The organism is Weizmannia acidilactici (assembly GCF_008974225.1).
GTDB lineage: Bacteria > Bacillota > Bacilli > Bacillales > Bacillaceae_C > Weizmannia > Weizmannia acidilactici.
This window is the reverse complement of record NZ_BKZR01000010.1, coordinates 1-14,481: the sequence shown is the minus strand read 5'-3', so window position 1 is coordinate 14,481 and position 14,481 is coordinate 1. Positions and strand designations below refer to the sequence as shown.

11 protein-coding genes are annotated in these 14,481 nt (G+C 46.5%); all 11 read right to left on the bottom strand.

Translation table 11 applies throughout. The annotated features are described in order from the left end of the window. Positions 1-206: 206 nt before the first annotated feature. A complete protein-coding gene (locus GBH70_RS05240; RefSeq protein WP_151680057.1) occupies positions 207-1,874 on the bottom strand; it encodes a glycoside hydrolase family 13 protein in 1,668 nt (555 codons plus the stop codon). After that, complete coding sequence (mdxK, locus tag GBH70_RS05235) at positions 1,871-4,153, bottom strand: maltose phosphorylase MdxK (protein ID WP_151680056.1); 2,283 nt, start codon at positions 4,151-4,153, stop codon at positions 1,871-1,873. The genes GBH70_RS05240 and mdxK overlap by 4 nt, the downstream gene beginning before the upstream one ends. A 26-nt stretch (positions 4,154-4,179) precedes the next feature. After that, a complete protein-coding gene (locus tag GBH70_RS05230) occupies positions 4,180-5,028 on the bottom strand; it encodes a DUF1189 domain-containing protein (RefSeq protein ID WP_151680055.1) in 849 nt (282 codons plus the stop codon). 44 nt (positions 5,029-5,072) lie between these two features. Next, complete coding sequence (locus GBH70_RS05225; protein WP_151680054.1) at positions 5,073-5,924, bottom strand: sugar ABC transporter permease; 852 nt, start codon at positions 5,922-5,924, stop codon at positions 5,073-5,075. A gap of 1 nt (position 5,925) precedes the next feature. After that, complete coding sequence (locus GBH70_RS05220; RefSeq protein WP_151680053.1) at positions 5,926-7,233, bottom strand: sugar ABC transporter permease; 1,308 nt, start codon at positions 7,231-7,233, stop codon at positions 5,926-5,928. An 86-nt stretch (positions 7,234-7,319) separates the two neighbouring features. Next, a complete protein-coding gene (locus GBH70_RS05215) occupies positions 7,320-8,591 on the bottom strand; it encodes an extracellular solute-binding protein (protein WP_151680052.1) in 1,272 nt (423 codons plus the stop codon). 131 nt (positions 8,592-8,722) lie between these two features. Then, positions 8,723-10,528, bottom strand: a complete 1,806-nt coding sequence (locus GBH70_RS05210; RefSeq protein ID WP_151680051.1) for an alpha-glycosidase — start codon at positions 10,526-10,528, stop codon at positions 8,723-8,725. A gap of 21 nt (positions 10,529-10,549) precedes the next feature. Continuing rightward, positions 10,550-12,247 (bottom strand): glycoside hydrolase family 13 protein, encoded by a 1,698-nt coding sequence (locus tag GBH70_RS05205; protein ID WP_151680050.1) that lies wholly within the window; start codon positions 12,245-12,247, stop codon positions 10,550-10,552. Positions 12,248-12,526: 279 nt separating this feature from the next. Continuing rightward, positions 12,527-13,483, bottom strand: a complete 957-nt coding sequence (locus GBH70_RS05200) for a LacI family DNA-binding transcriptional regulator (protein ID WP_151680049.1) — start codon at positions 13,481-13,483, stop codon at positions 12,527-12,529. 6 nt (positions 13,484-13,489) lie between these two features. After that, a complete protein-coding gene (gene pgmB, locus GBH70_RS05195; RefSeq protein WP_151680048.1) occupies positions 13,490-14,173 on the bottom strand; it encodes a beta-phosphoglucomutase in 684 nt (227 codons plus the stop codon). A gap of 93 nt (positions 14,174-14,266) precedes the next feature. Next, a partial coding sequence (locus GBH70_RS16940) for a hypothetical protein (protein WP_216643736.1) occupies positions 14,267-14,481 on the bottom strand: 215 nt, incomplete at its 5' end.

Genomic DNA, 14,481 nt, shown 5'->3' with positions numbered 1-14,481 from the left:
ACTTTTTTGTACTTTATAAAAACCGATTTGTCAAGCGCACTGCCCAAAAGGGGTCCTAAGAGGGCTTATAAAGACCGATTTGTTCATTTTATACATCCCGAAAAGGTCATGGGTCGCATCAATCGTTTTCTAAAAACAATACCGGAATGTTTTTAAGAATATGAAAGGGGCTGCTCCAATCATATTTCAGGAACAGCCCCCCTCGTTTATTTCTCCATATAATAAATCCCGGCTTCGTATGGGCGGAACAGTGTGCTGCTTTCCGTATCGTCATAGTTTCCAAGCAGCAATTTCCAGTTCCCCTCCGGTTTTTCAAAGCTTACCGTATTCTCGCTGATATTGGCGGCAACGAGTAATTTCTCTGACCCATTTTCCCGTGTATACACGTACAAATGCGGATGGTCCGGCAGCAGCAGTTCATACCGGCCGTCGACAAACACATCGTATGTATGGCGCAGCTTGATCAGAGATTGATAGTAATAAAAGATCGAGTTCGGATCTGCGAGTGCTTTTGCCACGTTAATTTCCGGGTAGCGCGAATTCACCTTCAGCCACGGCGTTCCGGTTGTAAAGCCGGCGTTCGGGCTGTCGTCCCACTGCATCGGCGTCCGCGCATTGTCTCGCCCTTTTTTCCGGACGGCTGTTAAAAACTCGTCTTCCGTCATGATTTGATTTTCCAAAACGAGTTCTTTGTAGGCGTTCCGGATTTCGACATCGTCATATTCTTCCAGTTTTAAATCAGCGTTCACCATCCCGATCTCTTCACCCTGGTAAACATAAGGCGTTCCTTTTAACCCGTGCAAAATCGTGGCAAACGCTTTGGCGCACTCAACGCGGTATTTTGTATCATTTCCCCACCGCGATACGACACGCGCCTGGTCGTGGTTTTCAAAATACAGCGCGTTCCAGCCGGTATCCGAAAGTGCATACTGCCAGCGGGAGAGCGTTTGCTTTAATTCAACAAGATTAAAAGGTTTCAAGGCCCATTTGCCGGCCGGGCTGCCCGGTTTTGTATCGGCATCCATATGTTCAAAGTTGAAAATCATGTTCAGTTCATGGCGGTCGGCACCGGTATACTTTTTGGCGATCTCAACATCGGATCCGATCGCTTCACCGACAGTCATGCAGTCGTATTTCGACAGCACTTCGCGGTTCATTTCCTGGATGAATTCATGGAGGCGCGGACCGTTTGCATGGTACTTGCCGATGCCGTATTTTTGGCCTTTAGGGAGCTCGTAGTCCGGGAAATCCAGGAATTTCGATATGGAACCGATGACATCCATACGCCAGCCGTCCACGCCTTTGTCCATCCAAAACTTCATCATATCATAAACTTCTTTGCGCACTTTTTCGTTTTCCCAGTTTAAATCGGGCTGTTTCTTTGTAAAATAGTGCAGGTAGTACTGCCCGGTTTTTTCATCATATTCCCAGGCCGAGCCGGAAAACATTGACCCCCAGTTATTCGGCGGCGCGCCGTCCGGATTCGGTTCTTTCCAGAAATAAAAGTCGCGGTACGGGTTATCTTTTGATTTCCGGCTTTCGACAAACCAGGCATGTTCGTCGGATGTATGGTTGACGACGAGGTCCATCACAATTTTAATGCCGCGCGCGTGTGCCTCGGCAAGCAGCCGGTCCATGTCTTCGTTTGTCCCGAACATTTTGTCGATCTTACGGTAGTCGCGGATGTCGTAGCCATTGTCGTCGTGCGGGGAGTCGTACACCGGGCTGATCCAAATGCAGTCAATCCCAAGTTCTTTTAAATAATCCAGCTTTTCAATAATCCCCTGCAAATCGCCGATTCCGTCGCCGTTTGTATCATAGAAGCTGCGTGGGTAGATTTGGTATACAACTGCCTGTTTCCACCATTCTGTCATGACCACTCATACTCCTTCGTGTACGTATTTGTTAAATGGATGAATTCTCCATATAACTTCAGTTCGAGCGGTTCCCCCTCAAGTAATGAAACCGATACGTGCTTTTTGTTCACTTTTACTTCCAGCAGGCGGTGGCGGTAATTGATTTTAAACGCGTACTCGTCCCATTCTTTCGGCAAAAACGGCGCGAAAGACAAGGTTTCATGGAATGTGCGCATGCCGGCGAAACCATGGACAATCGCAAGCCAGCTTCCGGTCATCGACGTAATATGCAGCCCGTCTTCTGTGTCATGATTATAGTTATCCAAATCAAGACGGGATGTCCGTTTATACAGTTCCACCGCTTTGTCCTCTTTCCTGAGTTCGGCCGCCAAAATGGCATGGACGCAAGGGGAAAGACTCGATTCATGGACGGTTAACGGTTCGTAAAATTCAAAGTGGCGCCGCTTTTCTTCCATTGTAAACTCATCATTGAAGAAATAAAAGCCTTGCAGCACGTCAGCCTGCTTGATGTAGCAGGAGCGCAGGATACGGTCCCATGACCAATGCTGGTTGAGCGGCAGATCTTCTTTCGGAATGGCGCTGACCGGTTGGATCGGTTTATCCAAAAAACCATCTTGCTGCAGGAAAATTCCGAGTTTTTCATCGTACGGAAAATACATCCGGTCAATGATATCCTGCCAATGCGCCAGTTCCTCTTCCGTAATATTGAGCGCTTTTGCTTTTTCATTGCCGGCATCATCGAGGGAGGCGATTGTATATTTCAGCGTCCAGACCGCGATCCGGTTTGTGTACCAGTTGTTGTTCACGTTGTTTTCATATTCATTCGGGCCGGTCACGCCGTGGATCATGTATTTTTGCTTCCGTTCCGAGAAATGGACGCGGTCGGCAAAAAACCGGCTGATCCCGACAAGGACATCAATGCCGTACTGGCTGATGTATTCCTTGTCTCCGGTATAATTGACATAATTATAAATCGCATACGCAATGGCGCCGTTGCGGTGGATTTCTTCAAATGTAATTTCCCATTCGTTATGACATTCGATCCCGGTGAACGTCACCATTGGATATAAAGCACCTTTGAGCCCGAGTTTTTTCGCGTTTTCGTACGCCTGCGGGAGCTGATGATACCGGTAGAGCAGCAGATTCCTAGTGACTTGCGGCGGCGCGACGGAGAGATACATCGGCACGGCATACGCTTCCGTATCCCAATAGGTAGCGCCCCCGTATTTTTCACCTGTAAAACCTTTCGGGCCGATGTTTAAGCGCGGATCGTCCCCGTAATAGGTCGAGAAAAGCTGGAACAGGTTGAAGCGGATGCCTTGCTGGGCTTCCGAGTCCCCGGAAATGCGAACATCGGCTTTTTCCCACCGTTTCTGCCATGCTGCCGCATGTTCCTGGAACAGTTCATCGTATCCGCTCTCCAATGCCTCGCCGAGCAATTCGTAAGCACGGGGCAGCAGCGTATCTTTTTCATAGTCCCGGCTTGTAGTGACGGACACGATTTTATCTAAACCGAAAGACTCATTTTCCCCCAGCTCTTTTTCATACACCTGCTCCGCGTAAAGGGGTTCCGCTTTATGGGAAGTCCGGGTTGCTCCCGTTTGACAGCCCATTGCCGCCGCAACGGTAAAGCGCGGGATGCCAAACGGGTTTTCAATCGTTTCGGTGACAACGGCAGCCCGCTTCTCGTCCACCTCGGAATGGATTTCCGCCCAAAACATATCGTCATAATTCGCGTCTTCATTTTTTACGTTTCCGTCCAAATACGGCATCAGTGTGATGACAGCCGGTTTTCCGAGATTGGTTGCGCGGAACCGGATGGCGGCAATTTCTTTATGAACGATGCTGAAAAAACGTTCAAATTCGATTTTTACTTTTTTGCCGGACTTTTCGACAATGTAGGAATGACGCAAAACTGCTTTTTTCATATCGAGTTCAAGCTGAAATTGTTCGAGCGGGTCGAGAAACAGGTCGATTTCTTCTTTGTCAATCCAAACGTGCAAGCCGACAAGATTGATGGTGTTGATGACTTTGCCGAAGTAATCCGGATAGCCGATTTTCCACCAACCGACTCTTGTTTTATCTGGAAACCACACCCCTGCAATATAAGTGCCCTGGTGATGGCAGCCGGAATAGGACTCTTCGAAATTGCCGCGCATGCCCATATAGCCGTTCCCTAAAGAGGTGATACTTTCCTGCAGCCGGATATGTTCCCGGTGGAGCTGCGTTGTTTTTAATGTCCATTCATCTACATCGAAAAGCTGGTTGTAATACATATGAGAGCCTCCTTATCAACATCTTATTAATCCAAATTCTCTTCTGCCAGAAACTTTGTTTTGAAAAAGATAAAAGCAATGACAAGAACAATCCCTAAAGATTGGATCATCAACAGCGCTGTAATATTGGCGCCTGCAAAACCGGCAAGCATGGCTGCAATCGAAGGGATGCCTGCTGCAAATACTGTTATGGATGCGGCCTGTTTCAATGTCCGGATGCCGGAAAAACTCGAAAATTTCGTCATCCACAGAATGAGGGAAACCGCCCCCATCAAAATAAAATTGCTGAAGAAAAGCATGGCCAAAATCAAACATGAAACAAGCGGAACCAGGATGACTTTATACTGCCGGAACCAGAGTTCTGCTGCAAAAGCGGCAAGGCCGTTCCCGTTGCGGATCATTTTATCAGCCTGGCCGTCCGGATAACGTACTGAAAAGCCAAACCCGTTTTCATCGGCCAGGATCAGCCGGTGTTTTTGAAAAATTAGGGCGTTTTTGTAATGCGCTACTTTCTTATGATAACGATCCCCTGAAACGGCAATTGCCTTGTTTGGACCAATGGTGATGATCGTATTTCCGTGGGCCGTTTCATAGGCCGGTTCGGCTTGAAGGGCGCCGTTTTTGAAAGAAATGCCGACAGCCGGGCCGGTATAACCGGTCTGGACTGCCTGGTTTAAATGCGGCGCAATTCGGCTTAAATCGAAGCTTTCCGCTCGGGCAAAAGACAGCGAGAACGGAGCGACCAGGCAGGCGTTTAAGAAGAGAAACACGAGCGTGATTTTCAACCAGCCCAGCTCGCCCCTGTGCTGAAACATTTTTGCCGGTGAAAAAATATTTGCAAAATAGTTGGCAGGGAATCTTTGAATCTGTTCCATTTACAATCCCACACTTTATTAAAATATTCATCAAGGCACAGCCATTACCCTTTTGTGCCGCCCGAAGTCAGCCCGGACACAAAGTTTTTCTGCAGGAAGAAAAACAAGATACAAATCGGCAGGGCAGCTAAAATGGCGCCTGCGGCAAACAGTGCCACTTTTTGCTGTGTCGGATTGGAAATAAATTGCTGCAGGCCGACCGCAACCGTTAAATGTTCCGGCATCCGCAGTAAAAATTTTGCCAGCAGGTAATCCCCGAAAGGCCCCATGAATGCCCAAAGCGCCTGGACGGCGAGCATCGGTTTCACGAGCGGGAGCACGATTTGCCAGAACACCCTTAAATGCCCGGCGCCGTCGATCCTTGCCGATTCATCCAAATCGCGCGGCACGGTATCGAAATATCCTTTCATCAGCCATGTATTCATCGGGATCCCGCCGCCGACATAAAGCAGGGTTAAAAACCAATAAGTATCCAGCGCATTTAAAATGTTTGCCAACACATAGAATGCAGTTAACGCGGCCATTGTCGGGACCATTTGGATGATCAGGAAAAAGACTAAGCTGTATTTTCTGCCTTTAAAGCGGTAGCGGCTGTAAGTATAACCGGCAAGCGTTACGATCACGACTTGCAGTACCATTGTGGCCACCGCGATAATGAGCGTATTTTTATACCATTCCGGATATAGCGTGTTCGTAAACAGCTGGCGGAAATTATCCAGCGTCCAGTTGGAATGTAAATCCAACTGGAAAGAAACGATATTCGATTCTTTGAAAGCCGAGGAAGCGGTGATCAGCAATGGATAAATGATGATCACGCTTAAAAGGATTAAAAACGCATAAGTGAAAAACCGGTTCCAAAAGCGGGTAAATTTTTGGTTTTTCATTAATTCTTTCATGTTACATCATCTCCTCATTGCCAAATGCGTTCGTTTTCTTAAAAGCGATCAGGGAGACAGCAATTACGATGAACGAAATCATTAACGTAATTGCGGCTGCCATGGCATATTGCGGAGAGGTGCCGGTTGTCAGTTTATAAATCCAGGAGATTAAAATATCGGTTGACCCGGCACCTGCGCCGACACTGCCCGGTCCGCCATTATTAAAGAGATAGATAATAGAGAAGTTATTAAAATTAAAAGTGTACTGGGTAATCAGGACCGGCGCGGTTGCAAAAAGGATCATCGGCAACGTAATCCTCCGGAACTTTTGCCAGAAGTTTGCGCCGTCAATCCGTGCCGCTTCATATAAATCCCCCGGTATCGACTGCAAAACGCCCGTAACCATCACATAAATATACGGGAAGCCGAGCCATGTCTGGATCATGATTAGAGCCACTTTCGTCCAAAACGGATCTGTTTTCCAGGAAATGGCGGGAATATCTGTAAACAGCAGGTGGTTGATCGTTGGAATGACCTGAGCATTAATGGCGCCGATGCTGTCGTTAAAAATATTGGAAAAACTCATGATGGTAATGAATGCCGGTACGGCCCACGGCAGTAAAAAGATGACCCGGAACAACCTTTTTCCTTTAATGAAATCCTGGTTGACAACAATCGCTGTCAATATGCCGAGCACGATCTGGCCGGTTGTGGCGCATAAAGTCCAAATGATTGTCCAGCTGAGCACACTTGTAAAAGTTGCGCGGTAGGAACCGAGAGAAAAAATATTTAAGAAGTTTTTTAGGCCGACCCAGTCAATCAGCCGAAATGGCGGAATATGATAAAAATCGTAGTTGGTAAAAGCTGTGAATAAAGTCACAAGTACGGGAAAAATGATGACAAACGTCATGGTGACATATGCCGGAATCGTTAATAAATAAGGGAAACCCGCTTCCCAAGCATTTTTTAAAATGGCGAGGGCCGAGGTGTTGGCTGTTCCTTTCATGTTCCATATTGCGGCGACGCGCCGGGCGTCATATATGTTCAATAAATAAAATGCAAGAAATACCAAAATCAAAATAATTTGCAGGGAACCTTTAATGAGCAGAAACAGCGAATGGTCCACCCGCGGCGTTGACCCTAATGTGATAAAACCGGTTAAAGCTGGAATGCCGGCAATGGCCATTTGGAAGGCAAATAGGAGAAATATTGCCAGGAAGAGTATGCCTTTAAAGGGCTGCCTATTGTAAAACTGGCCAAGGCCTGGAATCAGGGAATATAAGCCGGCTTTACGAACATTCTTCAGCTTATTTTCTTGGATTTCCATTTATTGTTGCCTCATTTCTATATTGATCTTCGTTATTTTGAAAACCAGGTGGAGAAAAATCCCCACCTGGAAATGGATTGTGGTTTTTACTTATTAGAATACTTCTGGGCAATATTGTCTTTAATGGTTTTAACGGCTGCATCGGCTGCCTGTTTCGGTGTTTTCTTGCCGACAGCGGCGTCATACATTGTCGATTCCATGCCTGTCCAAACTTCGGCCATTTCCGGGATATTTGGCATCGGCTGGGCCGATTTATATTGTTCGGCGACTGCTTTTGCCAATTCGTTATTTGTGCTTGCTGCTTTTTCGCGTGCCGTTGGATTTGCCGGAATTTCATTATATTTTTCAAAGAACTTGTAGTCGTTTTCGGCATTCGTTACATATTTGATCCATTTTTCCGCCAGTTTCGGTTCTTTTGTATAGTTGGAAGCCACCCATCCTTTTCCGCCGCCGAATGCTTGATATTCTTTGCCGTTTGGAAGCGTCGGGATCGGCGCTACCCCGTAATTCACTTTTGCTTTCGTGTAATTGGCCGCCGACCATGGTCCGTCAATAACAGCTGCCGCTTTGCCTTTAGAGAATTCTTCCGTTACAAAGTCGCCGGAGCTTTTGGTGTCTTTCATACCCTTAGGCCAAATATCCTGGAACCAGTGTGTCGCATAGGTGATGGCTTTCACGGAACCTTCATTATTTAAGCCGATATCTTTTATATTCGTACCGTTATCCCCGAAGACATAACCGCCGTAACCCGCCAACAGTCCGTATGCATAGTAGAAATCCGTCCATTTCACAAGAAATCCGGTATTTTTGCCTGGTTCGGATTTAAAAGCATATTTGTTGTCTTTTGCCAGTTTTTCGAGGTCAGAAAAAGTTTTTGGAGGAGAAGAGATTAGATCTTTATTGTAATAGAGTACGAGCGTTTCGATGACAAACGGCACGCCGTATACTTTGTTATCGATGGTGACTTGGCGCTGGTCTTTTGCGTCAAATGCACTGACATCTTTTTTGCTGAGCTCAAGCAGATGCCCCTGCTGGCCGAGCCCGCCGATCCGGTCATAAGAAGCGAGCATGACATCCGGCGCTTTTCCTGCCGGGCCGTCGAGCGGAAGTGCTTCGAGCTGGTCAAACATCGGCTTTTTCACGACTTTTACAGTGACATTGTTTTGTTTTTCAAAATCTCCTTTAATACTGTTAATATAGTCTGCGTATTGGTCTTCAACGGAAACAGTGAGCGTCTTTTTGCCGCCGCTGTCTGAAGAGGAACTGCTGTTTGTTTTTTTCGATCCTCCGCATGCGGCCAGCGCCATGATGACGCCAAAAACAAGTGTGAGCACAAACAGCTTCTTTAACACTTTCACTTTCTTAACCTCCCTTTTTTTATTACAACCCCATTATAGTTGACGGCAGAAAACGTTTACAATGCTAATTTTTCTGTTACCGTTAACAAAATATATGAACCCCTGCCAACGGACCGGGCAGGGAGGAGAGGTTAATCAGATATTTCCAAAATCGTGAATTGCATAGGAGGGAGCACAAGTGCGCTGGCTTGAACCGGTTTGTTTTCCCAAATGTTTTTGGCGGAATCCGAATTTTTTACCTTCAGATCGTCCCACGGAATGGACTGTTCCGCATCCGACCGGTTAAAGGCAAACAGCAGCGTGCGGTTTTTGTCTTTCCGCAAGAAGCAGACAACTTGTTTATCGTTGTCGGTTTTCAGCCAGATCAAATCGCCGTATGTCAATGTCGGCTGATAGTCTTTACGGAACCGGATCAGTTTTTTTGTAAAGGCAAGCATATCGCGGTCCTGTTTATCTTCTTCCCACACCATGCATTTCCGGCAGAGTGGGTCGCCGCCGCCGTCAATCCCGACTTCCGTGCCGTAATAAATGCACGGAGATCCGGTATGCGCGAACGTAAAAGCCAGGGCAAGCTTTACTTTTTGTTTATCGCCGCCGCATTTTGTCAAAATCCTCGGTGTGTCGTGGCTGTCGAGCATATTGAACATGACTTCGTTGTTCGACTGCATATAATGCATAAAATGCTGATTGATGCTATGCATCATTTTTTCGGCAGATATTTTTTCATCCACAAAATATTCAATGATCGTCTGCGTGAACGGATAATTCATGACTGAATGGAACTCGTCGCCCAAAAGCCACGGCCATGAATCATGCCATATTTCGCCGAGAATAAAAATATCCGGTTTTTCTTTCACGACCGCATGACGGAATTTTTTCCAGAATGTATGGTCGACTTCATTGGCCACATCAAGGCGCCAGCCGTCAATATCAAATTCGCGGATCCAATAGGTGGCGATATCAAGCAGATATTTTTGCACTTCCGGGTTGGCCGTATTGAGCTTCGGCATGCTCGTTGTAAAAGCAAACGTATCGAAGGACAGCGTATCGTGCCCGTCGATATTGCCGTTATCTCCTTCGCGGACCGGGAAAGAGTGGATGTGGAACCAGTCCTTGTAGCGGGAGTTTTCCCCGTTTTCCAGCACATCCTGCCATTGATTCGAGTTTTTCCCGATATGATTGAAAACGGCATCGAGCATAATCCGGATCCCGCGTTTGTGCGCTTTTTCTACAAGCTTGCGGAATGTTTCCTTGTCTCCGAAATGCGGGTCAATTGTAAAGTAGTCAAACGTATCATATTTATGGTTGGACGGCGCTTCAAAGATCGGCGTCAAATAAATTCCGTTAATGCCAAGGTTGCTCAAATAATCCAAATGGTCGATAATCCCCTGCAAGTCCCCGCCGAAAAAGTCATTTACGCCAGGTTCTTTACTTCCCCACGGCAAGACATTTTTGGGGGAGATGTCCGGGTTCCCGTTTGCAAATCGTTCCGGGAAAATTTGGTACCAAACGGTCGACTTCACCCAGTCCGGCGCCTTGAACATATCCGTTTCATGCATAAACGGAAATTTAAAATAATAATCGGGTACATTCAGTGTATCTTCATTCGGCGGATAAAAGCCGCGGCCGCCGTAAAAAATGTCTTTGCCGTCCGTTCCGGTGAGTAAAAAGGCGTACTGCACGCGGCGGTGCGGCGGTTTTACTTCCGCAAACCAGTAATCATGTGCTTCTGTTTCGACAACTTTTTTCATTCCAAGGCGTTCGGACTGCCAGCGATATTCCCCGTCTTTATTTTTTTTGAATAAGTAAGGATCGCCCCAAACGAGCAGAACGTTGGCAATGTCCCCTTTTTTCGTGCGCAGCTTAAGATGCATCGTTTCCTTGTCGTATACATACGCATCTGTGAACGGCTGGTGAAAAATTCCCGCTAACTCCATGTTTGTTCCTCCTCGTTTTGGTTATTGTTTTTGAAGCAAAACAAAACATTCATAAGGCAGCAGCACCAGTTTGCTTGGAATTTCAGCTTGGTAGCCGTTATTATTGAGCAGGCATTCCCATTTAAAACGGGCCAGCTCCGGACAGGTGAAAGTTTGCCGCTTTTTTGATGTGTTGCAGACCACCATTGCACGCCTGTCTTTATACGTGCGCAAATAAGCATAAATATTCGGATCATTCCCGGCCAGCGTTTCCCAACTGCCGGCTGTAAAAACGGTCATTGATTTTTTCAATTTCAGCAACTTCCGGTAATAATACAGGACGGAATCCGTGTCTTTTTCCTGTGAGGCAACGTTGACGGTGCGGTAATCTTCATTGATGCCAAGCCATGGAGCATATGTAGAAAAGCCGCCGTATGGTTCACTGTTCCATTGCATCGCACCCCTTGATGTATCTTTTGAGCGCTTTTGCACCATTTGTAAAATTTCCGCTTCTGTATAGCCGGCTTTTTTGGCAACCGGAATGAGCCCCCGGATGCTTGGGTCTTCATAGTCTTCGAGGAGCGGCAGTTTCAAATTCACCATGCCGATTTCTTCGCCTTGCAGCAAAATTGGCACGCCCCACTGCAAATACATTAAAGTGGCGAGCATTTTTGCGCTTTTTTCCCGGTACCGACCTTTATCCCCGAAGCGCGACAAGAGCCGCGGCATATCATGATTATTCCAGTAGAGTGAATTCAATCCCTTTCTGTATAAATCTTTCTGCCACTTCGCCATTACCTTTTTGAAAGCAAGCAAATCCCATTTTCCCTGCTGCCAGTTTTGCGGGATGTTTGGATTTTTTGCTTCCGTGTCAAACCCTAAATAATGAAAGGTGATGATGGCATCGCATTCTTCACGGCTTGGGTCGGAATACAGCCGGGCGAGCTTTGTGTCGGCGGAGGCCGTTTCCCCGATTAAAAACGCATCGGGATACGCTTTTTTAATCGTACGGTTGAATTCACGGATATACTCATGGACACGCGGGAGGTTGGCGAAATATTGTTCGGCGGGTACAAATTTTTCATCCGCATTTTCGGTGTTGACAGAAAGGAAACGGGTGTCTTTCGCCATATGAATGACCGCATCAAGCCGGAACCCGTCAATGCCTTTATCCAACCAGTACAGGGCGATTTTGGCCATTTCTTCGCGCACTTTTTTGTTTTCCCAGTTCAGGTCCGGCATCGTGTCACTGAATAAATGAAAATAATACTGTCTGGTCTGTTCATCATATGACCACGTGCTTCCGCCAAAGAAACTTGCCCAATTCGTCGGTTCATGGCCGTCCACTGGATCATGCCAAATATAATAATCCCTGTACGGATTGTCCTTGCTTTTCCGTGCAGCTTCAAACAACGGATGACAGTCCGATGTATGGTTCAGCACAAGGTCCAAAATGATCTTCAACCCGCGTTTTTTCGCTTCTCTGATTAAGTTTTCAACGTCTTCCATCGTACCGAATACAGGGTCAATTTTTCTGTAGTTGCTGACATCGTATCCGTTGTCGACGTGCGGCGACTCGAAAATCGGATTCAGCCAGATGGCCGTCACCCCGAGATCGCGGATATAATCAAGTTTCTCTACGATCCCCGGGATATCGCCGATCCCGTCCCCGTTCGAATCTTTAAAACTGCGCGGATAAACCTGGTAAATGATTGCTTTTTTCCACCACGCATCTGCCAAAGCCACTCACCTCCAATTTACTCTATCCCCTTTCAACGTACCATCACCCCTTCACGAAGAACAAATTTTTTATCAATGTTAACGTTAACAAAATAGAAAAAGCAGAGGGCGCATCGCTCAGTGGCATACGGGGTTCATAGTCTTCGGCCGGGATAAAGGAAACACGACGGGGAAGTGGGCTGGAGACGGGCAAGAAATCCGCTGGCCCGGGCCTACAATTGAGCGAAGATGCCTTGTTCGCAGGAATAAAAAAAGAAGCAGCCTGTTTTAGAGGCTGCTCTATTCATGGACTGTTGACGGACGGATGAGCAGTTCGGGTTCGAAAAACTGGTGCCCCTGCGCCTTGCCGTTTTCCCGGATTTTTTTCAAAAGCATGCGTGCGCAGGCTTCCCCCATTTCAACAACCGGCTGGCGCACTGTTGTAATACGGGGTGAAGAAATCCGGTCAAGAAAAACGCCGCCAAATCCCGTAACCGCGACCTGTCCGGGAATCAGTAACTGCAACGACTGCGCGGCTCTGATCACCCCCAGTGCAATCCGGTCACTCGCACAGATAAATGCACATTTTTCATTCCAATTGGACAAGATTTCTTTCGCTTTTTTCTGGGCTGCGCTCGAGCTGTTTTTGATCCTGTACAAATGCCGCGGTAATCCGTATGATTCAACAGTGTCCAAATAACCTTTCTGCCTTGCAAACATGAAAGATTCTTGCAGATCAATTCCGAAAAAATAGATTTTTTCAAACCCCAGGTTGATCACATGCTCGGTCAAAAGCCGCGTCCCTTTTTCATTGTTTACATCAATAAAATCAAAACCCCTGTCATTTTGACCGAACAAAATAAGCGGCTTCGAGAATTCTTTTAAGATCGTATCGTAATCGTAACTGCGGACGCCTGTGGCAATCACGCCGTCGCATTGGCCGATATCCTTCGATTTTCGCGTAACAAGCTGGAGCGAATAGTGGTTCCGGTCTAATTCCTTGGCAATGCCGGCCAATAAGTTCATATAATAAGGTTCGGTCGTATCCATTTCTTCTAAAATCAGGAACTTGATCACCTGGGTGCGGTTCGACACCAGGGCGCGCGCCGCATAATTCGGCACGTAATTTAACTGTTCCATCGCTTCATAAACCAATTTTTTTAAATCATCGGTGACCTGTTCGGGGTGGTTAATGACCCGCGATACAGTCATTTTTGAAACATGTGCCCGTTTGGCTACATCAGATATGGTAACCATACACGCTCATTCCTTGTTTTTTAAAAGATATGCGCTTTCAATTTTTATAAACGAAAGCTTTTGTGTTCCTTCTACCCGGAGACCTGCCTCCTTCATTTTATCAGCTGTGCCGATACCGACAGCAAACATTCCAGCCGCTTTAATGGCCTGAATGCCCGCTTCCGCATCTTCAATCCCGACGCACGAGGCAGATTCGGCATGAAGCTGGCGGGCAGCTGCTAGAAAGATTTCCGGATCCGGCTTTCCGTGCTCAATCGTAGCTGCATCTACAATGCCGTCGAAAAAGGAAGTAATGCCCAGTTTTTCGAGCACCACCATTGCATTTTTACTTGCGGAGGCCAGCCCGATTTTAATCCCTTTTTGTTTAATTTCCTTCATTAAATCTGTAATGCCCGGCAGCAAATCATCAGGGGTAATTTGTTGGATGTATTCTTTATAGTATTCATTTTTACGGTCCGCCAACCGGTTGAGTTCATCTTCTGAAAAAGACGGGGCCGGCTGTGCGCGGCTGATGATTTTCTTTAAAGAATCCATGCGGCTGACGCCTTTGAGCGCTTCGTTGAAATTGCGGTTAAACGGAATATTTAGCTCATCGGCCAGCTTCTTCCATGCTAGGTAATGGTATTCTGCAGTATCTGTTATGACGCCATCCAAATCGAAAATAACGGCCTGAATGTGTGAAGCTGCCATTTGATTTTCCTCCAAATCTTGTAATTTACTTTATTTATAGTATACGGGATTTAAAATCAGAAAACTATTAAACTAATTTGAAAAGTCCGTGTTTCATTCACTAAAACCAGACAGACGGATGAAATGTTTGAAAAATCTTTTCACAAAAAAATCGTTGACACCAGAATCAAAAGTTGATAGATTAATAAATGACGCTGCTAAACAAGGGTTAACAAGCAGTGGGTGACAAAAAAGTTGTTGACAGTGTTTTGTTGTTATGATAAAATGAATTTCGCTGTCGCAACGAGACGGCGAATGATTGATCCTTA

Bases quoted from the DNA above. Each gene is read 5' to 3' on its own strand.
- GBH70_RS05240 (WP_151680057.1), bottom strand. From the start codon at position 1,874: ATGACAGAATGGTGGAAACAGGCAGTTGTATACCAAATCTACCCACGC.
- mdxK (WP_151680056.1), bottom strand. From the start codon at position 4,153: ATGTATTACAACCAGCTTTTCGATGTAGATGAATGGACATTAAAAACA.
- GBH70_RS05230 (WP_151680055.1), bottom strand. From the start codon at position 5,028: ATGGAACAGATTCAAAGATTCCCTGCCAACTATTTTGCAAATATTTTT.
- GBH70_RS05225 (WP_151680054.1), bottom strand. From the start codon at position 5,924: ATGAAAGAATTAATGAAAAACCAAAAATTTACCCGCTTTTGGAACCGG.
- GBH70_RS05220 (WP_151680053.1), bottom strand. From the start codon at position 7,233: ATGGAAATCCAAGAAAATAAGCTGAAGAATGTTCGTAAAGCCGGCTTA.
- GBH70_RS05210 (WP_151680051.1), bottom strand. From the start codon at position 10,528: ATGGAGTTAGCGGGAATTTTTCACCAGCCGTTCACAGATGCGTATGTA.
- GBH70_RS05200 (WP_151680049.1), bottom strand. From the start codon at position 13,483: ATGGTTACCATATCTGATGTAGCCAAACGGGCACATGTTTCAAAAATG.
- pgmB (WP_151680048.1), bottom strand. From the start codon at position 14,173: ATGGCAGCTTCACACATTCAGGCCGTTATTTTCGATTTGGATGGCGTC.